This window comes from Streptomyces sp. NPDC043870 (assembly GCF_056435785.1).
In genome coordinates this window covers 81856-106947 of sequence record NZ_JBWKDT010000014.1, presented here as the reverse complement: position 1 = coordinate 106947, position 25092 = coordinate 81856, and the positions used below count along the sequence as shown (strand labels likewise).

24 protein-coding genes and 1 tRNA gene are annotated in these 25092 nt (G+C 71.8%); 11 read left to right on the top strand and 14 right to left on the bottom strand.

The window, feature by feature from the left end; genetic code table 11:
* Positions 1-239 precede the first annotated feature (239 nt).
* Positions 240-566: a hypothetical protein gene (locus AC0699_RS19405; protein ID WP_478661632.1), complete on the top strand. Its 327-nt coding sequence runs from the start codon at positions 240-242 to the stop codon at positions 564-566.
* Here the strand turns inward: AC0699_RS19405 and AC0699_RS19400 are convergent.
* Entirely contained in the window at positions 555-1325 is a 771-nt protein-coding gene (locus AC0699_RS19400; RefSeq protein ID WP_478661630.1) for an RDD family protein, read from the bottom strand. The two genes, AC0699_RS19405 and AC0699_RS19400, sit on opposite strands and share 12 nt — an antisense overlap.
* Before the next feature lie 109 nt (positions 1326-1434).
* A complete protein-coding gene (locus AC0699_RS19395) occupies positions 1435-2982 on the bottom strand; it encodes an RDD family protein (RefSeq protein WP_478661628.1) in 1548 nt (515 codons plus the stop codon).
* A 265-nt stretch (positions 2983-3247) separates the two neighbouring features.
* On the opposite strand from AC0699_RS19395, the gene AC0699_RS19390 reads away from it, so the two are divergent.
* Positions 3248-3724: an SsgA family sporulation/cell division regulator gene (locus tag AC0699_RS19390; protein WP_478661626.1), complete on the top strand. Its 477-nt coding sequence runs from the start codon at positions 3248-3250 to the stop codon at positions 3722-3724.
* Positions 3725-3873: 149 nt separating this feature from the next.
* On the opposite strand, the gene AC0699_RS19385 is transcribed toward AC0699_RS19390, so the two are convergent.
* Both AC0699_RS19385 and AC0699_RS19380 read right to left on the bottom strand, forming a co-directional pair.
* Positions 3874-4254 carry a VOC family protein gene (locus tag AC0699_RS19385; RefSeq protein ID WP_478661624.1) on the bottom strand — a complete coding sequence of 127 codons (381 nt, stop codon included), beginning with the start codon at positions 4252-4254 and terminating at the stop codon, positions 3874-3876.
* Between the two features lie 84 nt (positions 4255-4338).
* The gene (locus AC0699_RS19380; protein WP_478661621.1) at positions 4339-5706 is read right to left on the bottom strand and encodes an FAD-binding oxidoreductase; all 1368 of its coding nucleotides are present in this window, start codon (positions 5704-5706) and stop codon (positions 4339-4341) included.
* A gap of 107 nt (positions 5707-5813) precedes the next feature.
* Between AC0699_RS19380 and AC0699_RS19375 the strand changes: the two genes are divergently transcribed.
* Positions 5814-7463: a tetratricopeptide repeat protein gene (locus AC0699_RS19375; RefSeq protein WP_478661618.1), complete on the top strand. Its 1650-nt coding sequence runs from the start codon at positions 5814-5816 to the stop codon at positions 7461-7463.
* A 351-nt stretch (positions 7464-7814) separates the two neighbouring features.
* On the opposite strand, the gene nthA is transcribed toward AC0699_RS19375, so the two are convergent.
* The 4 genes from nthA to hppD form a co-directional block, all read right to left on the bottom strand.
* Positions 7815-8402: a nitrile hydratase subunit alpha gene (gene nthA / locus AC0699_RS19370; protein WP_478661616.1), complete on the bottom strand. Its 588-nt coding sequence runs from the start codon at positions 8400-8402 to the stop codon at positions 7815-7817.
* Positions 8399-8677 (bottom strand): SH3-like domain-containing protein, encoded by a 279-nt coding sequence (locus AC0699_RS19365; RefSeq protein ID WP_478661614.1) that lies wholly within the window; start codon positions 8675-8677, stop codon positions 8399-8401. The genes nthA and AC0699_RS19365 overlap by 4 nt, the downstream gene beginning before the upstream one ends.
* A complete protein-coding gene (locus tag AC0699_RS19360) occupies positions 8670-8951 on the bottom strand; it encodes a hypothetical protein (protein WP_478661612.1) in 282 nt (93 codons plus the stop codon). Before AC0699_RS19360 ends, AC0699_RS19365 begins: the two co-directional genes overlap by 8 nt.
* Before the next feature lie 124 nt (positions 8952-9075).
* Complete coding sequence (gene hppD / locus AC0699_RS19355) at positions 9076-10221, bottom strand: 4-hydroxyphenylpyruvate dioxygenase (RefSeq protein WP_478661610.1); 1146 nt, start codon at positions 10219-10221, stop codon at positions 9076-9078.
* A gap of 122 nt (positions 10222-10343) precedes the next feature.
* Between hppD and AC0699_RS19350 the strand changes: the two genes are divergently transcribed.
* The 4 genes from AC0699_RS19350 (at position 10344) to AC0699_RS19335 (ending at position 13093) form a co-directional block, all read left to right on the top strand.
* Positions 10344-10817, top strand: a complete 474-nt coding sequence (locus tag AC0699_RS19350; protein WP_453668213.1) for an Lrp/AsnC family transcriptional regulator — start codon at positions 10344-10346, stop codon at positions 10815-10817.
* 70 nt (positions 10818-10887) lie between these two features.
* A complete protein-coding gene (locus AC0699_RS19345; protein ID WP_478661607.1) occupies positions 10888-11472 on the top strand; it encodes an ArsR/SmtB family transcription factor in 585 nt (194 codons plus the stop codon).
* A gap of 77 nt (positions 11473-11549) precedes the next feature.
* Positions 11550-11732 (top strand): hypothetical protein, encoded by a 183-nt coding sequence (locus AC0699_RS19340; RefSeq protein ID WP_478661605.1) that lies wholly within the window; start codon positions 11550-11552, stop codon positions 11730-11732.
* Positions 11729-13093: an MFS transporter gene (locus tag AC0699_RS19335; protein WP_478661604.1), complete on the top strand. Its 1365-nt coding sequence runs from the start codon at positions 11729-11731 to the stop codon at positions 13091-13093. The genes AC0699_RS19340 and AC0699_RS19335 overlap by 4 nt, the downstream gene beginning before the upstream one ends.
* Here AC0699_RS19335 and AC0699_RS19330 read toward each other — a convergent pair.
* From AC0699_RS19330 to AC0699_RS19305, 6 genes are all read right to left on the bottom strand, one after another.
* A complete protein-coding gene (locus AC0699_RS19330) occupies positions 13053-13850 on the bottom strand; it encodes a S16 family serine protease (protein ID WP_478661601.1) in 798 nt (265 codons plus the stop codon). The genes AC0699_RS19335 and AC0699_RS19330 overlap by 41 nt on opposite strands.
* A 292-nt stretch (positions 13851-14142) precedes the next feature.
* Entirely contained in the window at positions 14143-14784 is a 642-nt protein-coding gene (locus AC0699_RS19325) for an IclR family transcriptional regulator (protein WP_266373770.1), read from the bottom strand.
* A 464-nt stretch (positions 14785-15248) separates the two neighbouring features.
* Positions 15249-17033 (bottom strand): DEAD/DEAH box helicase, encoded by a 1785-nt coding sequence (locus tag AC0699_RS19320; protein WP_478661598.1) that lies wholly within the window; start codon positions 17031-17033, stop codon positions 15249-15251.
* 150 nt (positions 17034-17183) lie between these two features.
* Complete coding sequence (locus tag AC0699_RS19315; protein WP_478661595.1) at positions 17184-17579, bottom strand: type II toxin-antitoxin system death-on-curing family toxin; 396 nt, start codon at positions 17577-17579, stop codon at positions 17184-17186.
* Positions 17576-17776 carry a hypothetical protein gene (locus AC0699_RS19310; RefSeq protein WP_453668838.1) on the bottom strand — a complete coding sequence of 67 codons (201 nt, stop codon included), beginning with the start codon at positions 17774-17776 and terminating at the stop codon, positions 17576-17578. The genes AC0699_RS19315 and AC0699_RS19310 overlap by 4 nt, the downstream gene beginning before the upstream one ends.
* 102 nt (positions 17777-17878) lie before the next feature.
* Positions 17879-19321: an MFS transporter gene (locus tag AC0699_RS19305; RefSeq protein WP_478661591.1), complete on the bottom strand. Its 1443-nt coding sequence runs from the start codon at positions 19319-19321 to the stop codon at positions 17879-17881.
* A 313-nt stretch (positions 19322-19634) separates the two neighbouring features.
* On the opposite strand from AC0699_RS19305, the gene AC0699_RS19300 reads away from it, so the two are divergent.
* The 4 genes from AC0699_RS19300 to AC0699_RS19285 all read left to right on the top strand — a co-directional run bounded on the left by AC0699_RS19300 (position 19635) and on the right by AC0699_RS19285 (position 25018).
* A tRNA-Cys gene (locus AC0699_RS19300) sits at positions 19635-19706 on the top strand.
* Positions 19707-19863: 157 nt separating this feature from the next.
* A complete protein-coding gene (locus AC0699_RS19295; protein WP_478661588.1) occupies positions 19864-20748 on the top strand; it encodes a protein kinase family protein in 885 nt (294 codons plus the stop codon).
* A gap of 2 nt (positions 20749-20750) precedes the next feature.
* Positions 20751-22985, top strand: a complete 2235-nt coding sequence (locus AC0699_RS19290; RefSeq protein ID WP_478661586.1) for a serine/threonine-protein kinase — start codon at positions 20751-20753, stop codon at positions 22983-22985.
* 11 nt (positions 22986-22996) lie between these two features.
* Complete coding sequence (locus tag AC0699_RS19285; protein WP_478661583.1) at positions 22997-25018, top strand: serine/threonine-protein kinase; 2022 nt, start codon at positions 22997-22999, stop codon at positions 25016-25018.
* The last annotated feature ends 74 nt before the right edge of the window (positions 25019-25092 follow it).

Sequence of the window (25092 nt, the reverse complement as noted above, 5' to 3'; positions counted from 1 at the left end):
GGACACACGGCCACATACTCCCCCGGCGACCCTCTCGCGCGCTTGCGATCCGGTCAACAGGCGCACCCAGCAGGTCAGTTCATGAGACGAGTGACTCGATGCGCCCCCAGTGCACCGGCACCGTGGGTTAGGTCACGCTTACTACCGGTTCCTCTCGGGCATCCACCGTCGTAGAGTCGCCAGACAGTGCGACCCGTTGCGACACCACCGAATTGATGCTTCGAGGGACGGAAACCGTCATGCCGCGTCCGACTGCCGCACAGCTCGCCTACGGTTCGGCCACTGTCGTCGTCTCGACCGTCGCCATGCTTCTGCTCTCCCGCACCACGACGGGTATCGGCGTCGCGGTGATCGGGGTCTCCGCCCTCGCGCTGGGCCTGCTGGTCGCCGTGACCGTGCCCCTGCCCACAAAGGCGAAGGCGGCGCGCACGGTCCCTGTGAACCATGCCGCCGCCCTCGCGGGTCCCGCCCGCACCGCGGACGCCTCCGCGGATTCCGCCGCCCGGGTGCCCGTCGCCCACGCCGGGGCCGAGCCCCGCGTCGGCGAGCATTCGCTACGCCGCTGACACCTCCACGGTCTTGGCGGCCTTGTCGTGCAGCCCCTGCTTGTACGGCTTGTCGACCAGGATCATGATCAGCAGGATGATCAACCAGACGAGGCCGACACAGTACGGAATCATGGTCGGCAGCCAGAAGACCACGGCCCGCATCAGCGCGGAGCCGGTGTCCGGAGTGCTCCCGTCGTTGAGCATCGCGACGCGCAGGTTCATCACTTTCTTGCCGAGGGTCTGACCGTTCCGTCTGACCATCAGGGTGTCGTAGGCGACATACGCCACGAGCGAGATGAACCAGAACCCGAACGCGGAGACGGTGAACACATCACCAACGCCGTTTTCCCAGTCGTCAGTATCGGGCCCCGTGGCGAAGAACAAGACAACCCCGAGGATCGCGAGCGGGATGCTGACGATCAGCCAGTCGAGGAAGCGGGCGAGGATGCGCCTGCCGGAGTTCGCGAGCGGCGGCATGCCACGGAGCGGATCGGCCCCGCCGTAGGGGTCACCACCGTAGGCGCTCGCATCGTACGGCGGAGGCGGCGCACCGCCGCCGTACGGTGGACCGTACGGGGACCCCGCTCCTGGAGGAGGAGGCGGAGGTGCACCGTACGGAGGACCCCCACCCGGCGGAGGCCCGCCGGGGGGCGGCTGGCCCCAGGGTGGCGGGCCGCCCGGAGGCGGCGGGGGCTCCTGCGGTCCCTGCGGCTCCTGCGGCCTCTTGCGGAACGGGTCTTCCTCGGGCGGCGGGCCGGGCGGCTGATCGTTGCTCATGGGGGCAGTGCACCCCGCCCGGCCGGGTCTCGCAACGGCTCGGTGCCGTTCGGGGGACCCTCGGGGCCAGAGGGCTGACAGGGCGTCAGCCGGAGTGCGGCCCAGTACGTCAGCCGGCCACGAACGTGTGCGCCGCCTTGTCGTGCCAGCACTGCCGCCACGGCCGGTCGAAGAGGCACCAGAGCACATTGACCACGCCGATGAGGAGCACGCCCAGCACCCCGTGCACCAGCCAGCGGCGCAGCGCGGCGCCGAACTGCGGGGGCCCGTGCGACTCGATGTCCCGCACCTCCAGGCCCAGCAGCTTCTTGCCGAGCGTCCAGCCCCATTTCGCGGTCGGCAGTGCCTCGTACAGCGCTCCGAGTACGAGCAGCACGGCGAACGCGATACCGAACTGGGTGGCGGTCGTACCGTCGAGCAGCCACACGGTGACCGTCTCGCCGGACATCTTCGCCGCCTGGATCTTGTCGTCGATGTGCGTCAGCGCCTTGGAGACGAACGGGAAGGACACCGCTCCGGCGAGCGCGCCCAGCACGACCGTGTCGATCAGCCGGGCCACGAACCGCTTGCCGAGGCCGGCCGGGCGGGCCGCGGCCTGGGCCTGCGCTGCCTGCAGGAAGGGGTCGTTGACCGGGGGCTTCCACGGCACGACCGGCGGTTCATCGGTCTGCTGCTGCGCGAGACGGTGCACCTGCTGGGCCCACGAAGCGGATCCGCCGCCCGCCCCGGCGGACAGCGGCGGCTGCTGCTGCGCGGGGACCTGAGGCTGCGCCTGCTGCTGGACCTGGGGCTGGGCCTGCTGCTGCGGCTGCGGGGGCAGCTGCTGAGCCTGGGGCTGCTGCGGAGCCTGCGGCTGCGGCTGCTGCGGCGTCATCGTACGGATCGCCATCGTGCCCTCGGCTGGCGGCGTACCGCCCTGCGGGCGCTGGGCGCGGATGGTGACGGTGCCGTCGGTGACCGGCTGTGCCTCATCGGCCCCGGCCCCGGACCCGCCCACGCTGCGCACGCCCGGGAGCGCGCCCCCGGTCGGGTCCGCCTGCGCGGCGTCGGAGCGATCCGCCGCCTGGCCGGCCGCTCGGTCGAACCGGACCCCGGGCGTGCGGTCCGCGGCCGGGCCCGCCGTGCGCGGGTCCTGCGCCGCCGCCGCGCCGCCTGCGCGGGAGTCCGGGCGTCCGCCCGCCGCCACGTCTCCGGGCAGCCGGTCCCAGGCCTGGCCGGCGGCCGGGGCCGAACTGTCCGTGCCGACTCCCGGCGCACCGCCCGCGCGGGGGTCCTGCGCAGGTGAGCCCCAGGAGACACGGCGGTCGCGGTCGCCGCCGAAGCCGGTCTGGCGGGAGGCGTCGGCCTGCCAGGCGGAGGAGGGCTCGGGGCGGACGTCGGCAGACGGCTCCGGGTCCTCGTCCAAGAAGACTGGCCCGGTCTCCTCGACCGACGGGACCGACGGAGCAGCCGGGACGGCTGGGGCGGCCGGGGTGCCGGCCGCCACGGCCGAGGGCGGCGGCGACGGCATCGCCTCGCCGTCCTTCGGCGTCGGTCGGCTCGTACCCGGCACCCAGGAAGCACCGTTCCAGTAACGGACATATCCGGGGATGGACGGATCGGGGTAGTAGCCGGGCGTGGGGCTGCCATCGCCGGTTGCCGGGGTTGGGGCACTCATCACCGTGGTCCCGTATCTCCTGGAAGGCGTCGAGGGTATCGAGGGCGTCGACTCAAGGGTCCACATCTATCAGACCGTCGCACGCACCTGGGCCCATCCCGTCCTAAGGACCACTTTCCGGTAACGCTGTGCCCCACCGGCACGCTCATGTGCCATGTCACTGAGAAGTTGATGGCGAAAGTCGCGTAATAGTCGGCGGGGAAGGCGCTCTCTCCCTGCGTGGCCCGCTCCAGGGCCTCGTACCAGGAAAGGAAGTCGCACTCTCATGCACACCGTGGTGGAACGCGAGCTGGAACTCAAGCTGGTGCTGTCGCCGGAGCACAGCACCTCTGTACCGGCCAGGCTGACCTACCGCACGGACGATCCCTACGCCGTGCACATCACCTTTCATGTCGGCTCCGAGCACCCCGTGTACTGGGCCTTCGCCCGTGAACTGCTGGTCGAGGGGATCTTCCGGCCGTGCGGGCACGGCGACGTCCGTATCTGGCCGACCAAGGTCGAGGGCCGCAGCGTCATCCTGATCGCGCTGACGTCACCGGACGGCGACGCCCTGCTGGAGGCACCCTCCGCGCAGGTGTCCGCCTGGCTGGAGCGGACGCTGCGGGCGGTGCCCCCGGGGACGGAGTCGGAGCAGCTGGGGATCGACGACGAGCTGGCGGAGCTGCTCGCGCCGACTCCGGCGGACGATCTGTATCTGCGTGAACCGTGGCCGTCCGACGAGGCTCAGGACGGCGAGGCCTAGTCACGACGGGTCGGACACGGACCAGACGTGATCAGACGTGGATCAGACGTGGATCAGACGTGGATCAGACTCGGGTCGGACGTGAATCGGACTCGGGTCGGACACGGGTCAGGCACGGGGTCGGGCTCGGGTCAGGCAGGTCAGGCAGGTCAGACGTAGGTATGAGTGATGAATTCGATGGAGTGGCCGTCGGGGTCGTCGACGTACACCCCGCGGCCGCCGAAGAGGTGGTTGATCTGCTGCGGTTCGGCGTGCATCGGGTCGGCCCAGTACGGGAGTTCCCGCTCCTTTATCCGGCCGAGGATCTCCTCGAACTCCTCGTCGGAGACGAGGAACGCCAGATGCTGGGAGACGATGTCCGTCTCCGCCCCCTCGTCGAGGTAGTCGAGCGTGACTCCGTTGGCCAGCGGGACGCTGGCGAAGGGGCCGAAGGGTTTCGGCTCGGGTGCGTCGATCAGCTCGGTGAGGAAACGGGCCCCGGCGAAGCGGTCGCGGCTGTGGACGATGGTGTGGTCAAGGCGTGCGGACACGGCTCCTCCTTCTTCATCGTGTCCTTTCACGCTATGCGGGGAGCTGCGTCCGTACCATCGGGCGTTGGTCCTGGTCCGGAGGTCTCAGAAGATCTTGCCCGGGTTGAGGATGCCGAGGGGGTCGAAGGTCTGCTTGATGCCGCGCTGCAACTCGATGCCCACCGGGCCGAGTTCGCGGGCGAGCCACTCCTTCTTCAGTATGCCCACGCCGTGTTCGCCGGTGATCGTGCCGCCGAGCTCCAGGCCGAGGGCCATGATCTCGTCGAACGACTCACGGGCGCGGCGGGATTCATCGGGGTCGGTGTGGTCGAAACAGACGACGGGGTGGGTGTTGCCGTCGCCCGCGTGGGCGCAGACGCCGATGGTGAGGTCGTACTTCTCCGCGATGGCCGCCGTGCCGTCGAGCATCGCGGAGAGCTGGGAACGCGGTACGCAGACGTCGTCGATCATCGTCGCGGATTTGACGGTCTCCAGGGCGGTGAGCGAGAGCCGACGCGCCTGGAGCAGCATTTCGGACTCGGCCGCGTCCTCGGCGGGGACGACCTGGGTGGCTCCCGCCGCCGTGCACAGCTCGCCGACCGCGGCCAGGTCGGGAGCGGGGTCGGGGGTGTCGAAAGCGGCGAGCAGCAGCGCCTCGGTGGTGTCGGGGAGGCCCATCTGCGCCATCTTGTTGACCGCACGGATGGTCGTACGGTCCATGAGCTCCAGGAGCGAAGGGGCGTGGCCGCGCTCCATGATCGCGCAGACGGCTTCGCAGGCGGCGGCCGCGGAGGGGAATTCCGCGGCGAGTACGAGCTGCTGGGGTGGTTGCGGCTTGAGCGCGAGGACGGCTTTGACAACGATGCCCAGGCTGCCCTCGGAGCCGACGAAGAGACGGGTGAGGTCGTATCCGGCGACCCCCTTGGCGGTGCGGCGGCCGGTGCTGAGGAGGCGGCCGTCGGCGAGGACGACGTCGAGGCCGAGGACGTACTCGGCGGTCACGCCGTACTTGACGCAGCACAGTCCACCGGAAGCCGTGCCGATGTTGCCGCCGATGGTGCACATCTCCCAGCTGGAGGGGTCCGGCGGGTAGTACAGACCGTGCTCACCCACGGCACGGGACAGTGTCGCGTTGATGACTCCGGGCTCGACGACCGCGATCCGGTCCACCGGGCTGATCTCCAGGATCCGGTCCATTTTGACGAGTGAGAGCACGATGCAGTCGTCCGAGGCGTTGGCGGCGCCGGACAGTCCGGTGCGGGCGCCCTGCGGGACGACCGGGACGCGCAGGGCGGTCGCGGTGCGCATGATGTGCTGGACCTGCTCGACCGTGCGCGGCAGGACGACGACGGCGGGGGTGCCCGCGTCGCAGAAGCTCGCCATGTCGTTGGCGTACGAGGCCGTGACGTCCGGGTCGGTGATCAGCGCTTCGGCGGGCAGACCCGTGCGCAGCCGTGCGAGGAGTTCTTCCATGATCCCAGCCTGGCACCCGGGGCCATCGGTGTGAACCCGTCCCCGATACGCGTCGCGCCGCCGAGTGTGCTCTTCGTATTGACGGACGAGTGGCGCACAGTGACGCCATGAAGACGCGATATGCGCCAAACATCCGGAATGTCATGGTCGCCTCGTTGGTCGCCGGGGCGCTGGTCGGCGGGGTCATGGTGTTCGGCCCCGACCGGGATGACGACGCCTCACCGCCCGCGGGGGGCGCTGCGGCGCGGGCGATGCTCGCGGCGAGCGTCGGGGCGCCGGCGTCGCTGAGCGAGCTGTCGGCACTGATCGGGGAGCAGGAGAAGTGGCTGCGCAGACACCCGGGCGACGACTACTCGTGGGCGGTCCTCGGTTCGGCGTATGTGGCGCGGGCGACGCTGGCCGGGGACTCTTCGTACTTCCCGAAGGCCCGCAAGGCGCTGAAGCGTTCGCTGACGGCGCTGCCGGGCAACCAGGGCAACGTCGACGCGCAACTGGGGATGGCGGCGCTGGCGAACGCGGAGCGGGACTACCGAGCGGCCAAGCGGTGGGGCGAGAGTGTGCGGGCGCGGGCGCCGAAGCGGTGGACCGCCTATCCGGTGCTGATCGACGCGTACAACGGGCTCGGCGAGTACCCGGCCGCGCAGAAGGCCACGGACAAACTGGTGGCGCTGCGGCCCTCCGCCGCCCCGGCCTTGGCGCGCCGGGCCCAGGTGTACCGCGACCGCGGCCGGCCGGAGGACGCGGCGGCCATGGCGTACGACGCGATGACGCACTCGGGCAGCCCGGCGGAGAAGGCGATGTCCCTGCACCGGCTGGGCGAGCTGGCGTGGGAGCGGGGCGAGCCGGCGGAGGCGGTCGGGTACTACGACTCGGCGCTGCGCATCGATTCCGGGCACCATCCGTCGCTGGCGGGGCGGGGGCGGGCACTCGCGGCGCTGGGTCGCAAGGGCGAGGCGTTCCGGGACTACCAGGACGCGCTGGAGAAGCTGCCGCTGGCTGAGTACGCGCTGGAGGCGGGTGAACTGTACGAGTCGATGAAGCTCGACGGTGACGCGCGTACGCAGTACGCGAACGTGCGCAGGCTCGCGCGGGAGGCGCGGAAGAACGGCGCGAGCGAGGAGCTGACGCTCGCGCGGTACGAAGCGGACCACGGGGACGCGAAGGCTGCGGTGGCCCGGCTCGGGCGGGAGTGGAAGCGCGGGCACCGGAGTGTGTACGTGTCGGACGCACTGGGATGGGCGCTGTACCGGGCGGGGCGGGCGGAGGAAGGGCTGAAGTACGCGAAGCGTGCGGCCGCCGCGCTCGACATGCGGAACGCGCTGTTCTTGTACCACCGGGGCGAGATCGAGCGCTCACTCGGCCAGGACGGCCCGGCCCGGCGGCATCTGGCGGCGGCGCTGCGCGTCAATCCGTACTTCTCCCCGCTGCTGGTGGGGCCGGCGAAGCGGACTCTCGCGGCGCTGGGCGAGCCCGCGCCGGGCGGCCCGGTGGACGTCGAGGGCGAGCCCTGGACGACGACGGAGCCCTCGGAGGACGAGGAGTCCGCGGAGTCCGAGGAGGGGGCGTCCGAGGAGTCTGCGGAGCCTTCGGAGGACGAGGCGTCCGAAGAGGAGTCCCGGGAGGGGGAGGAGGGGGAGTCGTCGAGGGGCTCCGAGTCCCCTGAGGCCGCCGAATCCACGGAGACTTCCGAGTCTCCCGAGTCCTCGGAGTCCGAGTCGTCCCCGACGCCGTCGGCGCCGGATCCGTCGCAGGGCTGACGAACACGTGCCCCCGCCCCGGGGAATGCGGGGCGGGGGCACAGCGCCGACCCCGTCTTGGCGGGGCGCCCCCACGCCCCCGACCCCGCACGCGGGCGGGGCACGCTGCTGTCGGGGTATTCCTCCCGAGCCCCGGACGCGGGCGGGGAGACACGCCGGCCCGAGGGCACGGGGAAGCGCCGGGGAGCTTCCTCCCCAACCTCCGAACCCAGAGACACGCCGGCACGAGGTCGCCGGAATGTGCCAGGAAGCTTCTTCCCAACCCCGAACCCAGACCGGCGAACCCACCGACCCGAGGTCGCCGGGGGGCGCCGGGGGGTATTCCTACCCCCCCGGCGCCCCCCGGCATCGTCACAGCACCGCTGTGCCGATGAGGGCGTTGCGCGGAATGAGCGCGGCGAGTGCGGCCTCGTCCAGGTCCTCCGTACCGGCGGGGCGGACGGGGAGGACCATGTAGCGGGTCTCCGCGGTGGAGTCCCAGACCGTGATGCCGGTGGTGGCCGGGAGCTGGAGGCCGAACTCCGCGAGCACGGCGCGGGGCTCGCGGACCACGCGGGACCGGTACGCCTCGCTCTTGTACCAGCTGGGGGACGGGCCGAGCAGCCGGACCGGGTAGCAGGAGCAGAGCGTGCAGACGATGACGTTGTGGGTGTCCGGGGTGTTCTCGACGACGCGCAGCCGCTGTGGCTGGACTCCGCCGGCGGACAGGCCGAGTTCGGCAACGGCGGAGGTGCCATCGGCGAGGAGACGGGCGCGGAAGGCGGGGTCGGTCCAGGCGCGGGCGACGACACGCGCGCCGTTCGCCGGGGAGGCGCCCGTCAGGAACGCGTCGAGCACCTCGTCGAGCGCGGCGCCCGCGACGAGGCCACGCTCCTCCAGGAGCGTCTCCAGGCGGCGTACCCGGCGGGAGATCACCGCGTCGGTGTGCTGGCCGGTCACGACTGGTCGTCCTCCAGATAGCTCTCGAACAGGTTGAGTACGACGTCGTGGTCGCCCGCGCCCCACAGGTCCCGGGCGGCGAATCTGACCGCGTACACCTGTTCCCGGGGCGCGTCGCCCGTCCCGCGCGCGTTCCGGTCGGCGAGGAGCGCGGGGCCCTCCGGCTCGACGACGGTGCCGTGTTTCCCGCGGGCGTAGCGCGGCAGGCGGGTGTGGTGCGGGGGGTCGTGGTGGACGGTGCGTACGCGCGCGCCGGTGCGGAAGCGGTCAGTCATCGAGCTCGCCCGCCTCGATGACGCCCTTGCGTTCCAGGAGCGTACGGATCGCGAAGAACCAGCGCTCGTAGTACGACGCCGCCAGATACTCGGCCGGTGCCATGGACTCGGCCGCGTCGCGGAACTCGTCGAGGTTGTACACCTTGCGGGCGATGAGCGCGGAGTTGAGCGCGAAGACCCGGGCTTCCCAGTCGGCGTGGAAGGGCTCGGTGTCGTCGGCAGTGTCGATGGGCCCGAAACCCTGCAGGCCTCCGACGTCATTGATCCTGGCCATACGCCGACCATAACGGCCTGCGGCGGTGCGGGCAGGAAAAGCCGTCGGCCTGCTGCTCCACGGGGTCAGGACCGTGGAGCAGCAGGCCGGTGAGGGACCCGGTGCGGGTCAGCGGATCAGCGGGTCACAGGTTTCCGCGCTTCTCCTGCTCGCGCTCGATCGCCTCGAAGAGCGCCTTGAAGTTGCCCTTGCCGAAGCCCATCGAGCCGTGCCGCTCGATGATCTCGAAGAAGACGGTCGGCCGGTCCTGGACCGGCTTGGTGAAGATCTGCAGCAGGTAGCCGTCCTCGTCGCGGTCGGCGAGGATCTTCAGCTCGCGCAGGGTCTCGATCGGCACGCGCGTGTCGCCGACCCACTCGCCGAGCGTGTCGTAGTACGAGTCGGGCGTGTCCAGGAACTGGACCCCGGCCGCGCGCATGGTGCGTACGGTCGCGACGATGTCGTTCGAGGCGAGCGCGATGTGCTGGACACCGGCCCCGCCGTAGAACTCCAGGTACTCGTCGATCTGCGACTTCTTCTTCGCGATCGCGGGCTCGTTGATCGGGAACTTCACCTTGAGTGTGCCGTCCGCGACGACCTTCGACATCAGCGCCGAGTACTCGGTGGCGATGTCGTCGCCGACGAACTCCTTCATGTTGGTGAAGCCCATGACCTTGTTGTAGAAGGCCACCCACTCGTTCATCCGGCCGAGCTCGACATTGCCGACGCAGTGGTCGATGGCCTGGAAGGTCCGCTTGGCCGGGGGCTCGACGATCGGGTCGGCGGCGACGAAGCCGGGCAGGTACGGGCCGTCGTAGCCGGACCGGTCCACGAGGGTGTGGCGGGTCTTGCCGTACGTGGCGATGGCGGCGAGGACGACCGTGCCGTGCTCGTCCTTGATCTCGTACGGCTCGGTGAGGCCGCGGGCGCCGTGCTCGGTCGCGTACGCGTAGGCGGCGCGGGCGTCCGGCACCTCGATGGCCAGGTCGATCACGCCGTCGCCGTGCTCGGCGACATGGTCGGCGAGGAAGCGGCCCCAGTCGGTGGCCGGCTTGATGACGGAGGTGAACACGAAGCGGGCCGCGCCGTTGGTCAGGACGTACGAGGCGGTCTCACGGCTGCCGGTCTCGGGTCCCGCGTAGGCGACGAGCTTCATACCGAAGGCCGTGGAGTAGTAGTGCGCGGCCTGCTTGGCGTTGCCGACGGCGAAGACGACCGCGTCCATTCCCTTCACCGGGAAGGGGTCGGCCTGCCGGGCGGTGTGAGGGGTGTGATCCAGGGTCTCTGTCATGGCGGCAGACTCCCTCCCTTCCACAAGCTGCGCAATAGTTTGTGTATCGACTGGGCAACCTGCTCAGCGTGCATCCGATTTGTTCGGGCTATCTGTACAGGATGACTACTTGTGAGGCTGCTGTGGCGATCGATCATCTGGACGGCAGGCTCATCGTGCTGCTCGCGCGGGAGCCGAGGATCGGCGTCCTGGAGGCCTCCCGCCGGCTCGGGGTGGCCCGCGGCACCGTCCAGGCGCGGCTGGACCGGCTCCAGTCGAACGGGGTCATCCGGGGCTTCGGCCCCGACGTCGATCCGGCGGCCCTCGGCTATCCGGTCACCGCGTTCGCGACGCTGGAGATCAAGCAGGGGCAAGGCGCCGACGTACGGGCCCATTTGGCCACCGTGCCCGAGGTGCTGGAGCTGCACACGACGACCGGCCACGGCGACATGCTCTGCCGGCTCGTCGCCCGCTCCAACGCCGACCTTCAGCGGGTGATCGACCGGGTCGTCGGCTTCGAGGGCATCGTGCGGGCGTCCACAGCGATCGTGATGGAGAACCCGGTGCCGCTGCGGATCATCCCGCTGGTGGAGCAGGCCGCGGAGGACGCCGGCTGACACAAAGTTGCAAAGAACTTGCTGCAACGCTTCCTTTGCAAGGCTTCCTTTGCAGCACTACCTTTGCATCATGCCGGAGCCCGCAGAGCCCACATATCGCCCGCTCGACCCGCGCTCCCTGCGTGGCCTCGCCCATCCACTGCGCATGCGGCTGCTGATCACGCTGCGCCACGACGGGCCCGCAACCGCCTCCCAACTGGCCGACCGGCTGGGCGAGTCCAGCGGTGCGACCAGCTACCACCTGCGCCAGCTGGCCGCACACGGATTCGTCGAGGACGATCCCGGGCGCGGCAAGGGCCGGGAGCGCTGGTGGAAGGCGGCCGACGAGGGGACGAGCATGGACGACGCCCTGTTCGACGACCCCGACCCTGCGGTGCGCGGGGCCGCGCAGCTCCTGATCCACGAGATCGCGACGCTGCACACCCAGGAGGTCGGCACCTGGCTCGGCACCGCACGCGACTGGCCGGAGGACTGGCGCCGGAGCTCGGAGATAAGCGACTTCACCCTGCGGCTGACCCCCGCGCTCGCCCTCGAGCTGAGCGGGCAGCTGCATGAGCTCATCGAGAGCTACCGGGAGCTCGCACCCGCCCCCGGGACCGAGGACGCCGCCCAGGTCCGAATGCATCTGCACTCCTTCCCGCGCGCGGCCGACTGAGCGCCCGACGACACGACCGGCTGACGTGACCGACCGACACGACCGGCTGACGCGACCGACCGAAGGGACCCACCGTCATGCATCCCTACGTCCATCTGCAGTTGCACTCCATACGCGTCGCCGAGCTGGGGTGCGAGGCAGCCGAGTACGCCCTGCGTCCCCGACATGCCCCGATCCGAACGCTACGTGACCGGAAGCTCGTCGAGTCGGGCCTGCGTCTGGTGCAGCAGCAGCCCACGCAGACCGCGCGCATCGCATGAGGGAGCCGGGGGGACGCGGGCCGCTCGCCGGGGTGCTGGCCGCCAACGCCGTATCCATCACCGGGAATTCGCTCACGCTCGTCGGCGTGCCGTGGTTCGCGCTCCAGACCACCGGCAGCCCCGCCAAGGCCGGGCTCGTCGCCTTCTGCGCGACCCTGCCGGTCGTCGTCTCCGCGCTCACGGGCGGCCCGGTCATCGACCGGATCGGCCGCCGCCGCGTCAGTATCGTCTCCGACCTGGTCTGCGCGCTCGCGATCGCCGCGATCCCGCTGCTGCACTACGTGGACGCGCTCGCGTTCTGGATGCTGTGCGCACTGATGGCCGTCACCGGTCTGTTCCACGCACCCGGCGAGACGGCGCGCTCTGTCCTCGTCCCCGACCTCGCAAAGGCTGCGGGCACATCGCTGACCCACGCGAGCCTCTTCGACGCGGTCTCGCGCGGAGCGCGGATGGCCGGGGCGGCGCTCGCGGGCCTGCTGATCGCGTTCACCGGCGCGGAGGCGGTCCTGCTGCTGGACGCCGCGACCTTCTGCGGCTCCGCGCTGCTGGTCTTCGCAGGCGTACGCAGTCTGAGCGCGGCCGATCCACGACCGGCTGCCACGCCGGTCTCACTCGCGGCCTACCGTGCCGAGTTACGGGAGGGCTACTCCTTCCTGCTCGGCAGTCGGCTGCTGCTCGCCATCACGGTCATGGTGATGCTCACCAACGGCCTCGACCAGGGCTGGAGTGCGGTGCTCCTGCCGGTCCACGCCAAGGAGAACCTCGGCGGTGCCGGCCATCTGGGCCTGCTGGTGGCGGTGATGGCGGGCTGCGCACTGCTCGGCGCGCTGCTCTACGCCGCGGTCGGGCACCGCTTCCCGCGACGGGTGCTGTTCACGGTGGCGTTCCTGCTGGCGGGGCTGCCGCGCTTCGTGGTGGCGGCGTTCACGGACAGCACGGTCCCTCTCGCCGCGACGATGGCGGTGGCCGGACTCGGCGCGGGCATGCTCAATCCGATCCTCACCACGGTTCTCTACGAACGGATCCCGGACGGACTGCGCAGCCGGGTCGCGGGCGTGACCACGGCCGGAGTGCTCCTGACGACCCCGCTCGGCGGCCTCGCCGCGGGTTACCTCATCGAACAGACGGGCCTGCCGACGGCGCTGCTGGCGCTCGGCGGGCTGTACTTCGCGGCGACGCTCGCACCGGCCGTGTTCCCGTGCTGGCGCGACATGGACGCGGCTGCGGACGCCACGTCGTCCGAGGAACGCAACGGGACCGACGGGCCCGACAGGACCGACAGCACCGACAGCACCGACAGCACCGACACGCTCAACAGACTCAGCAGGAAGGAACCTTCCCGCCCTTCTCCAGCGCCTTGAGCGAGGCCACGGCGTCCTTCAGCTCCGTGACGGGGATCAGCCGCAGCCCGTCGGGGAGCTCGGCGTCGGCCGCAGCGCACTCGGCCTTCGGCACCAGGAAGACGGTCGCTCCGTCGCGCGCCGCCGCCTGCGTCTTCAGGGACACCCCGCCGACCGCGCCGACCTTGCCGTCGGCGTCGATCGTGCCCGTACCGGCGACGTTGCGGCCGCCGGTGAGATCGCCGCCCGCGCCGTCGCCTTCGAGCTTGTCCACGATGCCGAGCGAGAACATCAGACCGGCGCTGGGCCCGCCGACGTCCGCGAGGTTCAGCGTGACCTTCACGCTGTCCGGATTCTTCTTGAGGTAGCCCAGGGCGGCCTGCACCGCGCTGTCCTGGGACTTCTCCATCTCGGCGGTGTTGTGCTTCTCGATCTCCTCGTCGGACTGCCCGGAGGGGTAGACGGAGTCGTGCGGCAGCACCGCACTGTCCGTACGGAACCAGGCGTCCACCACGTCCCCGAGATCGACGTCCACCGACGGCCCCGTCGCCAGGATCGTCGTCATCCGCAGCGCCCCGTCCGTCTTGCGGACGGGCGCCCCGGTGATCGTGATCACCGGCTTCCCCTTGTCCGTCCCCAGCACATTCGTGGTCTGCCCCGGCTGGGCCACGGTGAACGGCAGCGGCGCGAGCCCCGCGACCATGAGCAGCGCGCCGACGGGCAGGGCGCAGACGGCGAGAGCCCGGGGGCGCGAGAGACGATTGAGGCGAGAGAACACGGTGTCAATGTATCGGTCCCCCCGCAGGGCCCGAACCGACCCCGGTCACGACCAGGACCGGCCGCACCGTTCCAGGCGGGCCCAGGCCGCACCCGGGCCCGAAGCGGTGCCGCGCCCGAGTCCGAACCACGCACTGGCCCCGGGACTCGTCCCGGTCGGGCCGGAGCCCGCCCGGACTCCGTGGATCGCTTGGGGCCAAGGGACGGTCACGGCCCCTCGTACGTACGGGCCCGCACGGGTCCCGGGGCAGCCCTGGGTCAGGTGCCGGTTCCGGGGCCGGGAGCCCGGAACGTCAGCGCAGCGCGTCCGCGACCTCGCGGGCCGCGTCGACGACGCGGGGGCCCACGCGCTCGGGGACGGAGTCCGCGAGCATGACCACGCCCACGCTTCCCTCTATCCCCGTCACCCCGATGAGCGGCGCGGCCGCACCGCTCGCGCCCGCCTCCAGTTCGCCGTGGGTGAGGGTGTACGCGGGCTCGGTGAGACCGCCCTGACGGGCCGCGAGGATCGCCTTGCCCGCCGCGCCCCGGTCCAGCGGATGACGGAATCCGGCCCGGTACGCGACGTGGTAGTCCGTCCAGGTGGGTTCGACGACCGCGACCGCGAGCGCCTCCGCCCCGTCGACCAGCGTGAGATGGGCGGTGGCGCCGATGTCCTCGGCGAGTGAGCGCAGCGCGGGCAGCGCCGCCTCCCGTACCAGCGGATGCACCTGCCGGCCCAGGCGGAGCACGCCGAGCCCCACCCTGGCCCGGCCACCCAGGTCACGGCGGACCAGGGCGTGCTGTTCCAAGGTGGCGAGCAAACGGTAGACGACGGTCCTGTTGACACCGAGCCGGTTGGACAACTCGGTGACGGTCAGGCCGTGGTCGGTGTCGGCGAGAAGTTTGAGGACACGCAGTCCCCTGTCGAGCGTCTGGGAGGTCTCCGCGGTCACGACGCCCTCTCTTTCGAGGTGAGTGACGGCGACGCTCTCGCGGTACAGCGGCACCGGTCCCATCGGCGACGCACGGAGAGGCCGCCGGCAGGCCATGGCACACCGGCTGCGCTCCGCGGCGGCGCTGCCACGGGGCGTTTCATTGCGAGGGAATGTAGCGAGCCTGGTCCGCTCAGCGGAAGACCTCGTCCAGAATCCGGGCGCCAGGACCGTTTGGCACCCTTCTGCGGGCCGTAAGTCCGGATGACCGGGGCTTCACCGGGACCTTTTGGCGTCGGATATAGGCGTCGGATACAGGGGCCCTGCACAGGTGTCCGGTACAGGCGTCCGTGTCCGGTGTCCGGTACAGGCGTCCGCCATGCCGGGAGGGCCCGGACGCGGTCGCGTCCGGGCCCTCCCTCACAGTCGGCGTGGTCACAGCCGGCGTGGTCACAGCCGGCGTGGTCACAGCCGGCGTGGCGGCGTCACCGCATCCGCGTGGCCCACTCCTGCACCTTCTTGATCCGCTCCCGGATCTGCCCCGCCGTCGCCTCCGCGCTCGGCGGTCCCCCGCACACCCGGCGCAGCTCGGTGTGGATCACCCCGTGCGGCTTGCCGCTCTGATGGACGTATGCGCCCACCATCGTGTTCAGCTGCTTCCTCAGCTCCAGCAGCTCCTTGTGCGAGACCACCGGCCGCCGCTCGGCCGGCAGCTCCAGCAGGTCCGCCTCCTCGTCCGGCTTCTTACGGCTGTGCGCGATCTGCCGCGCCTGCCGCTTCTGCAGCAGCAGCTGCACCTGGTCCGGCTCCAGCAGCCCCGGGATACCGAGGTAGTCCTGCTCCTCCTCGCTCCCCGGGTGGGCCTGCATGCCGAACTCGGCGCCGTTGTACATCACCCGGTCGAAGACCGCGTCGGACTCCAGGGCCTCGAAGGGCAGCATGTCCTGCTCCCCGGTGTCCTCGTCCTGCTCCTTGTTCGCCTCGTCCATCTCCTTCTCGGACTCGGCGTACGGGTCCTCGTCCCCGTCCTTCTTCGGCCGGTCGAGCACGTGGTCGCGCTCGACCTCCATCTCATTGGCGAAGCCGAGCAGCATCGGGATGGTGGGCAGGAAGACGGACGCGGTCTCGCCACGCCGCCGGGACCGTACGAAACGGCCGACGGCCTGGGCGAAGAAGAGCGGCGTCGAAATCGTCGTGGCGTAGACGCCCACCGCCAGCCGCGGCACGTCGACGCCTTCGGACACCATGCGGACCGCGACCATCCAGCGGTCCTCGTTCTCGCTGAACTCGTCGATCCGCTTCGACGCTCCCGCGTCGTCGGAGAGCACGACGGTCGCCTTCGTACCGGTTATCTCCCGGATGAGCTTGGCGTACGCGCGGGCCGAGTCCTGGTCGGAGGCGATGACGAGGCCACCCGCGTCCGGGATCCCCTTCCTGACCTCGGTCAGCCGCTGGTCGGCGGCGCGCAGCACGTTCGGCATCCAGTCACCGCGCGGATCGAGGGCGGTGCGCCAGGCCTGCGAGACGGCGTCCTTCGTCATCGGCTCGCCGAGCCGGGCGGCGATCTCGTCGCCGGCCTTGGTGCGCCAGCGCATGTTGCCGCTGTAGCTGAGGAAGATGACGGGCCGGACGACGCCGTCGCCGAGGGCGTTCCCGTAGCCGTACGTGTAGTCGGCGGCAGACCGGCGGATGCCGTCGTTCCCCTCCTCGTACGTGACGAAGGGGATCGGGTTCGTGTCGGACCTGAAGGGCGTACCGGTGAGGGCGAGGCGACGGGTCGCCGGCTCGAACGCCTCCAGGCACGCCTCGCCCCACGACTTGGAGTCACCGGCGTGGTGGATCTCGTCGAGGATGACGAGGGTCTTGCGCTGCTCGCTGCGGTTGCGGTGCAGCATCGGGCGTACGCCGACGCCGGCGTAGGTGACGGCGACGCCGTCGTACTCCTTGCTCAGCGGACCCGCGCTGTAGTCCGGGTCGAGCTTGATGCCTATCCGGGCCGCCGCGGCCGCCCACTGCTTCTTCAGATGCTCAGTCGGCGCGACCACGGTGATCTGCTGCACGACGTGGTGGTGCAGCAGCCAGGACGCGAGGGTGAGCGCGAAGGTCGTCTTACCGGCGCCGGGGGTCGCCACCGCGAGGAAGTCACGGGGCTGCTCCTGGATGTACTTCTCCATGGCGCCCTGCTGCCAGGCACGCAGCTTGCCGGCCGTACCCCACGGGGCACGGCCGGGGAAGGCGGGTGAGAGATGGTGGGAGGCGGTAGTAGTCACGGTCTCCGGTTCGAGGCAGGGCTACGGCGTTACGTACGACAACCGGGCCACCTTACCGGTGCGGCCGCCCCCGCACGGGCCTCACGGGGCCGGTCCGGGACGGGGTGAGACCCGCCTCACAGCCTCCGCCCACGCCGTGGACGGCCGGGCTCACAGCGTGCGCAACACCGCCCCGATCGCCGCAGGATCGGTGAGCTCCCCGGCCGCGACGGCGACGACCAGGTCGTACGCCCGGTCCTGGTCGACGCCCGCCGGGTCGGCGCCGTTGAGGGCGAGGAAGACGGCGGCCGACAGCCAGGCCGTGCGCTTGTTGCCGTCGACGAACGGGTGGTTCGCGGCGATGGCGTGCAGCAGCGCGCCGGCCTGCTCGTACAGATCCGGGTACGCGGCGACCCCGTACATCCGTGCCCGCGGCCGGTGCACCGCCGACTCCAGCAGGCCGCCGGCCCGTAGCTCGGGCGGATGCCCGCCGAAGGCGATCCGGGCGATGCCGGTCACCTCGCTCACGGTGAGATGACGCGTCTGGCTCGTGGTCTGGTGGGTCATTCGCCAAGCCTCCTCAGCAGACCCGCGTGCTGCTGCGCCAGCCGCCCGGCCAGCGCGGCCAGCCGGTCGCTCTGCACCCGCAGATAGTGATGCACCGCATCGTGCGCGAGCTCCTCCGCGCTCCGGTCCTGTGCGTCCGCGAGATCGTGGAGCGTGTCGCGTTCGGCATCGGTGAGGATGATCGTGAGCTCGTGCATGGCCCGATGCTAAGCGCGGCCCCGCGCCGCCGCGCGGCGAGTTCCGCGACGGGCGCGGTGACGTACTCGGTTGCCAGGGCCTGTCTTTTGGATCGGGCCGGATCAGCGGGTGCGGTGGTGGAGGCGCGTCGCCACCCATGCGCCGAGCAGCGCGACCGCCGCCATGGGAAGGAACACCGCGGCGAAGGCGGCCGGGTGGGACGCGGTCGCGGCGGCCGCCGTACGGGCGCCGGCCGCCCCGCCGCCGAGGGCTGCGAAGGCCGCGCCGCCCGCGGCCAGGAGCAGGACGTTCGACAGGCCGTCGGAGATCTGGAGGGCGGCGGAGTTGGTGCCCGCCTCCTCCGGGGCCGACAGCTTCAGCAGCAGGACGCTTGTCGACGACATGACCAGGCCCATGCCGAAGCAGCCCCAGCCCCACGCGACGCCGACGATCCACACCGGAACGGACGCGATCAGCACGCTGGGCGCGGCCGCTATCGCCGCCGCGACGAGCAGCATGCCGGCCACCACCAGCCGCTCCCGGTACGGCTCCAGTCGCGGCCTGGACTGGACGAACGACCCCAGCGCCCAGGTCGCCCCGCCCACCGCGAGCGACAGCCCGGCGAGCGTCGGCGACAACCCTCGCTGGGCGACCAGCATCAGCGGTACGAACGACTCGGCCGCGATGAACGACCCGGCCGCCACGCCCCGCAGGAGCACCACCGACGGCAGCCCGCGCGCGGCGCGGTACGTGCCGCGCGGCAGCAGACCCAGTGCCGCGGGTACCAGGAGCGCGGCGCCCAGGGCCCCGGGTACGAGCGACAGCCACCGCAGGTCCTGGGCCGCGTACTGCAGCAGCCCGGCGCCCAGTGAGATCCCGAGGGCGAGCCGGATCCGCCGCGCGTCGAACGGCGCCGGGGGCGCCGTCGGGTCCACGGGCCCGGACGCCCGCCGCCGTATCGCGGGCAGCGCGAGCGCGAGCGGGACGACGACCAGGACCGGGATGCCGATGAACACCCACCGCCAGCCGAGCTGTTCGGTGACCGTTCCGGATGCGAGCGGCCCCACCACGGACGGGATCACCCAGCTCGCGGCGAATGCCGCGATGATCGGCGGCCGCAGCCGCTCCGGGTAGGCGCGGCCGATGACGACGTACAACGCGACGATCACCAGCCCGCCGCCCAGCCCCTGGATGGCGCGTCCGCCGATGAACTGCCACATCGTCGACGCCGCCCCGGACAGCAGCAGCCCGGCGGCGAACGCCGAGATCCCGGCGGTCAGCGCCCCGAGCGGCCCGCTCCGGTCGGCCCACTGCCCGGACAGCACCATCGCGAACAGGCTGGTCGTGAAGTACGCGGAGAACGCGAACGCGTACAGCCCCACCCCGTCCAGCTCCCGCGCCGCCACCGGCATCGCCGTCCCGACGGCGGTCGCCTCGAACGCGATCAGCAGGACGACGGAGACGATGCCGATGCTGAGGGCCCGGTAGCTGCGACCGAGGACGCCGCCGTCGTCAGCGGGGTCGTCGACGCTGACGTCGAGGTGGCGCGGTTCGAGGGCTGTCATGCCCCCAGAGTAAGGGGCGTCGCGCTGGTTGGCCCCTGTCGCGGGGCGGGGCCCGGGTCGTCCCTTGGTCCTACCGCCGCTGGCTTACGACCACGGACAACGACCCATGACCTGCGAGCCATGACCACGGTCACAGGCCACGGTCACGGGTCACGGGTCACGGGTCACGGGTCACGGGTCATGGTCACGGGTCACGCCGACGGGCGCGGCTACGGGCCACCGTGAACGGCGTATGGCAGTCGTATTGCAGCCCTGGCGCCGCCCTTTCGCGGGGCCCGGGCCGCCCCTACGGTCAATGCATCGAGGAACACACGACCGTGTGCCCGAGTGGTTGAGGGGCTCGCCTGCAAAGCGAGTTACGTGGGTTCGATTCCCGCCACGGTCTCTGACGCGGCCCCCACCCCCAGGCCCGCAACTGACGACAGCAGGCCAAGGGGCGCCGTGCCGCCGGCCCCTCCCCCGCCCGCGCACCCGCCCGCACCCGCCTCAGCAGCCCCTCAGTAGGCTCCTGTTGCTCAACAGCAACAGAGGGGGATTCGCACATGGAACGACCACGCCTGAACTCACCGCGTGGTATCGGCCCGTATGCGCTCCTCACCCGTCTCGATCCTCCGGGTCCGTACGATGCGTACGTCCCTCACCGTCGCTTCATCGCGCGACGCACCGACGGAGAGCGCACCGTCCTGCTCAGCACTCCGCTCCCGGGCGCGGATCCGGCCCGCTTCGCGGTCGAGGCCGAGGCGTCGCAGCGCCTGTTCGGCCCGTGGGTCTCGCCGGTGGCCGAGCTCGCACCGCCGGGAGAAGCCCCCTGGTACGCGTCCCCGTACCTGCCCGCGCTGCCCCTGCCCATCGCACTCGCGGTCCACGGCGGGCCCCTTCCGGAGCAGTCGGTGCGCGCGCTCGGCGCGGCGGTGGCCGAGACACTCGCCACCGCCCACGCCCAGGGCCTCACCCATGCCGGTGTCTCCCCGGCCGCCGTGCTCCTGACGGGCGACGGCCCCCGGCTGACCTGCTTCGGCGCGGTACGGGCCGCCGCACCCGACGGTGAGCCGCGCGCCGGTCTGCCGGGACTGGAGCCCGGCAGCCTCGCCCCGGAACAGGCGGCGGGCGGCCGCCCCCGCCCACCCGGCGACATCTACGCCCTGGGTGCGGTGCTCGCGTACGCGGCCACGGGCCACACCGTCCCCGAGCGCTCCGAACTCCCCGCAGCCCTCCGCCCCTTGGTCTCCGCCTGCCTGACCAGGGACCCGGCGAACCGCCCCACCGCGCCCGCCGTCCTCACCGAGCTGGCACCCCCCACCCCGCACGCCACCGTGCTCACGTCCGCGGGCCCGCTCCTCACCCCCGGCTGGCTCCCCGGCCGCATCGTCGCCGCCCTCGCCCGCCAGTCCGCGGAGATGCTCTCCACCGAAATCAGGACGCCCTGACCATGCTCTCCCCACTCACCCACGACGACCCCCAGCACCTGTCCGGGTATCTGCTGACTGCCCGCCTCGGCAGCGGCGGCATGGGCACGGTCTATCTCGCCCGGTCCTCAAGCGGCCGCACCGTCGCTCTCAAGACCATGCACGCGGCCATCGCCACCGACCCCGCCGCGCGGACCCGCTTCCGCCTGGAGACCGACGCCGCCCGCATCATCGGCTCCCAGCACGGCGCCGCCGTCGTCGACGCCGACCCGCTGGCCGAAACCCCCTGGCTCGCCACGGAGTACGTACTCGGCCCGCCCCTCGACGAAGCCGTCTCGCTCTGCGGTCCCCTCCCCGAGCCCACCGTCCGCGCCCTCGGCGCCGCGCTCGCCGGAGCGCTCGGCCAGCTCCACTCCTCCGACGTCGTACACCGCGACCTCAAGCCCTCGAACGTCATGATCACGGCGTACGGTCCCAAGGTCATCGACTTCGGCATCGCCCGCGCGGCCGGCGACGACCGTCTGACGCGCGTGGGCGCGGCGGCGGGCACCCCCGCGTTCATGTCTCCCGAGCAGGCCACCGGCCAGGAGCACACCCCCGCGGGCGACGTCTTCGCCCTCGCCGGCGTCCTGGTGCACGCGGCCACCGGCCACGGCCCCTTCGGCGCCGGCCAGGCCGCGGACCTCCTCTATCGCGTGCGCTACGCCGACCCGGACCTGACGGACGTACCCGCGTCTCTGGCGCCGCTGCTCCTGCGCTGCCTCGCCAAGGACCCTTCGCAGCGCCCCACCACGGCGCAGCTCGCCGCCGGACTCCACGACGGGCGCGGCGAGTTCGCGGATCACCTGCCGGACGCGCTCCTCGCGGAGATCGCCCGGCGGGCGACGGAGGTCTGGCAGTACGCCCCTTACCGGCTCCCGGCCCCGGACGTGGCGCCGCTCCCCGAGACCGTCCCGGACACCGGGTCAGCCGCCATGAGCCGGCGCAGGCTGCTGACCGTCTCCGGCGGATCGGCCCTCGCGCTGGTGGCCGCCGGCGCCGGCGCCTGGTCGTGGCTCCGCGGCCCCGGGGACCGAGGAGGCGGACCCGGCGGCGGCTCCGGCGGCGGCACGGCGCTTCCCACGGGCGCACCGTCGCCGGACCCCCTTCCGACGACTCCCGCGGTCGAGCGCCAGGCCTGGGGCAGGCGCGTCACGCGCACGAAGGGCAGCCAGGCGGTGCTCGCGCCGCTTCCGGCCGGTGAGATCGTCGCGATGGCGACAGGCGACGGACTGCTCGGGCTTGCGGCATTGAGCGGTGAGCGCCGCTGGCGCGTGGGGGCGGTGAAGGATCCCCGGCACGTCCACACGGACGGCAAGCGGATCCACGTACTGCTCCCCGGCGGCGCACACGGTCATCGGCTGTCGCTCCACACCGTCGATCCCGTCGGCGGCCGGACGTCCCCCGCCGCCCCGTTCGCGAAGTCCGCCGCACCCGTGCAGCAGGCCGCGCTGCTGAGGGTCGCCGACGGCACGGCGTATCTCGCCGCGGCAAGGGCGGGGAGCACGGGGAGCTGGAGCGTCGCGGCTTTCGACGTCCGTACGGGCAGGGAGAAGTGGAGCTCGCCCCTGCGTGCGTACGACCTCGGGAGCGCCGACGACCTCATCGTCACCGCCCTCGCCGGCGGCCGGCTGATCCTGCGCCGGCCGGCGCAGAACGGCGGCGGCCTCGACGTCAGCGCCCTGGACGTGCGGACGGGCAGACGGCTGTGGGCGACGACGGTGCCCGGGGAGAAGACCGGAGACGCCGCGCTCGCGCCGAACAGTCTCGCCGCGGACGACAAGCACGTGTACGTGGGTGGCCGCCGCCTCCAGGCGCTCCGGCTGAGCGACGGCGCCGTCGCCTGGACGTTCGGAGCGGGCCGCCCGGCGGGCTCGTACGGCACGCCGGCCCTGCGAGGAGGAGTGGTGTACGCGGCGGAGAAGGACATGGGCGTCGTGGCTGTGGGCGCCGCCGACGGGAAGCTCCGGTGGGCGGCGGAGACCGGAAGGGCTCCCGAGCCGACGGTCCCGCCCGCCGTGAACGGCGAATACGTCTTCGTCACGGCCGGCGGCAGCGTCAGCGTCGTCAACCTCCGCACCCACGCTCAGGAATGGGCCTTCTCCAGGAGCTCACGGAGCCTCACCCTCCACGAGTCCGCCAAGCGCCTCGTCCTCACGGACGGCGAGGAGGTCATCGCCGTCAACCTCACCTTCAAGTACCCCGCGAACCCCTCATGAAGGACTCTCGGATGAACCCTCTCGGCCCCGGCGACCCGCTCCGGCTCGGCCCCTATCGCCTCGTCGGAGTGCTCGGTGCCGGGGGCATGGGCAAGGTGTACTTCGGCCACGACAGCCAGGGCCGGGCCGCGGCCGTCAAGGTCCTGTTGCCCCAGCTCGCCCATGACCAGCACATGGTGCAGCGCTTTCTGCGCGAGGCGGAGGCCGCTCGGGCCGTCACCGGCCAGGGTGTCGCACGGGTCCTGGCCGCCCAGACCGAGGGCGGCCGTCTCTGGATCGCCTCGGAGTTCCTCGCGGGACCGACCCTGGAGCAGGCTGTCGCCGCCTACGGGCCGCTCCCCGACGAGGCCCTGCGCGCCCTCGCCGCCGCTCTCGCCGAGACACTCCGGACCATCCACGCCACCGGCCTGATCCACCGCGACCTCAAGCCCGCGAACATCGTGCTGACCTCTTCCGGCCCGCGCGTCATCGACTTCGGCATCGCGCGACCCGAGCACGGGCTCACGCTCACCACCACGGGCCAGGCCCCGGTGACGCCCGGCTTCGGCGCACCCGAGCAGGTGCTGGGGCAGCGCGTCGGTCCGGCCGCGGACATCTTTTCCCTCGGGGCCGTCCTGGCTTACGCGGCAAGCGGTGTACGGGCGTACTCCGGTGGCCATGTGGCCGCCGTGCAGTACGAAGTGGTCCACGGGGAGCCGGACCTGAGCCGGGTCCCGGAACCGCTGCGCCCGCTCATCGGCCCGTGTCTGGCGAAGGATCCCGCGTTGCGGCCCTCCCCCGATCAGATCCGTGCGGCCTTCGCTCCGCCGCGGCGCCCCGAACGGATCTGGCGGCAGGGCCCGTTGGCCACCGACATCAAGCAGCGGGAGACCGGCGCACAGCAGTGGTCGACGCTCCCCGGCACGGTCGTCGCAGAGCCTCCCGGCCGCCGCAGGTTCCTGACCGGGCTCGCGGCCGGAGCCGCCGTAATGGCCGCCGGAGGCGGCACGGCCGCCTGGCTGATGAGCGGCGAGGAGGAACCGAGCGGCCCGTCACCGAAGAACAGCGCGAAGGCGGCTCCCGCGGGAACACGCGCCTGGGGTCCGCTGGCGGTCGCGGATCCCTGGAGCCCTCCCGCACTCGCCGTCGACGACGTCGTGGTCTTCGGAGCGAAGGACGGAGGACTCGTCGGCCACGGGGCGGGCGACGGCCGGAAGAAGTGGGAGTCGCCGGACATCACCCCGTCCTCGGAGTTCTTGGTACTGCCCGGCGGTCAGATCGTGGCGGGAGACGCCGGCGGCGCGGTGCACGCCCTCAGCCCGTCGTCCGGCAAGGAGCAGTGGTCCGCGGAGATCGAGGCCGCCACGCTCCTCGCGGCGAACGACGAGACGCTGTACGTCCTGACGCGCGGCAAGAAGGTCCGCGCCCTCGACACGAAGACCCGCAAGGTCCTGTGGACCGTCCCCACCGTGTTCGGCTTCGGCTATGCCACCGCGAGCGGGAACCACCTGATCCTTCACTCGCACGAGGGGCACATCACCGCACTCGACGCCCGCTCGGGACGGCAGGTCTGGGAGCGGCGCAAGGCGGGCGGCTACGGCGCGATGCCGGTGATCCACGGCGACACCGTCGTCCTGGGCGGCGGACCGCTGCGGGTGGTCCGGCTCCAGGACGGCAAGGACGTGTGGACGGTCCGCGCCGCGCCCGACGGCTCCGACTGGTCCACTCCCACCATCGACGGGGATCGCCTGTACGTGGCCGCATCGTGGACGCTGCACTGCCGCCGCCTCAGCGACGGCGCGAAGATCTGGGCGACCGACATCAGGGGCGTCCCCCTGCTCAGCACCGGCCCCCAGATCCTCGGGGACTACGTCTGCGACGTCACCGGCAAGGACCCCAAGTCGTTCGACGCCGTGGCCCTCCACAAGGACACGGGCAAGCAGGCCTGGACCCACCCCCAGCACAGCACCAAGTCCCTGAAGCTGACGTCGGACGGCAAGCGGCTGTTCCTGCTGCAGAACGAGACCGTGACGGCGGTGACGGGAGGCGTGTGACCGTTGCGGGTCGTAGGGGTGCCCCCCGGCCCGTGCCAAGACGCCACCGGCCGCGGCTCGAGCCGCAACGCGGA

Coding starts and splice junctions, on each gene's coding strand:
- AC0699_RS19405 (WP_478661632.1), top strand. CDS start 240: ATGCCGCGTCCGACTGCCGCACAGCTCGCCTACGGTTCGGCCACTGTC.
- AC0699_RS19400 (WP_478661630.1), bottom strand. CDS start 1,325: ATGAGCAACGATCAGCCGCCCGGCCCGCCGCCCGAGGAAGACCCGTTC.
- AC0699_RS19395 (WP_478661628.1), bottom strand. CDS start 2,982: ATGAGTGCCCCAACCCCGGCAACCGGCGATGGCAGCCCCACGCCCGGC.
- AC0699_RS19390 (WP_478661626.1), top strand. CDS start 3,248: ATGCACACCGTGGTGGAACGCGAGCTGGAACTCAAGCTGGTGCTGTCG.
- AC0699_RS19380 (WP_478661621.1), bottom strand. CDS start 5,706: ATGGAAGAACTCCTCGCACGGCTGCGCACGGGTCTGCCCGCCGAAGCG.
- AC0699_RS19375 (WP_478661618.1), top strand. CDS start 5,814: ATGAAGACGCGATATGCGCCAAACATCCGGAATGTCATGGTCGCCTCG.
- AC0699_RS19365 (WP_478661614.1), bottom strand. CDS start 8,677: ATGACTGACCGCTTCCGCACCGGCGCGCGCGTACGCACCGTCCACCAC.
- AC0699_RS19360 (WP_478661612.1), bottom strand. CDS start 8,951: ATGGCCAGGATCAATGACGTCGGAGGCCTGCAGGGTTTCGGGCCCATC.
- hppD (WP_478661610.1), bottom strand. CDS start 10,221: ATGACAGAGACCCTGGATCACACCCCTCACACCGCCCGGCAGGCCGAC.
- AC0699_RS19345 (WP_478661607.1), top strand. CDS start 10,888: ATGCCGGAGCCCGCAGAGCCCACATATCGCCCGCTCGACCCGCGCTCC.
- AC0699_RS19340 (WP_478661605.1), top strand. CDS start 11,550: ATGCATCCCTACGTCCATCTGCAGTTGCACTCCATACGCGTCGCCGAG.
- AC0699_RS19335 (WP_478661604.1), top strand. CDS start 11,729: ATGAGGGAGCCGGGGGGACGCGGGCCGCTCGCCGGGGTGCTGGCCGCC.
- AC0699_RS19315 (WP_478661595.1), bottom strand. CDS start 17,579: ATGACCCACCAGACCACGAGCCAGACGCGTCATCTCACCGTGAGCGAG.
- AC0699_RS19310 (WP_453668838.1), bottom strand. CDS start 17,776: ATGCACGAGCTCACGATCATCCTCACCGATGCCGAACGCGACACGCTC.
- AC0699_RS19305 (WP_478661591.1), bottom strand. CDS start 19,321: ATGACAGCCCTCGAACCGCGCCACCTCGACGTCAGCGTCGACGACCCC.
- AC0699_RS19295 (WP_478661588.1), top strand. CDS start 19,864: ATGGAACGACCACGCCTGAACTCACCGCGTGGTATCGGCCCGTATGCG.
- AC0699_RS19290 (WP_478661586.1), top strand. CDS start 20,751: ATGCTCTCCCCACTCACCCACGACGACCCCCAGCACCTGTCCGGGTAT.
- AC0699_RS19285 (WP_478661583.1), top strand. CDS start 22,997: ATGAACCCTCTCGGCCCCGGCGACCCGCTCCGGCTCGGCCCCTATCGC.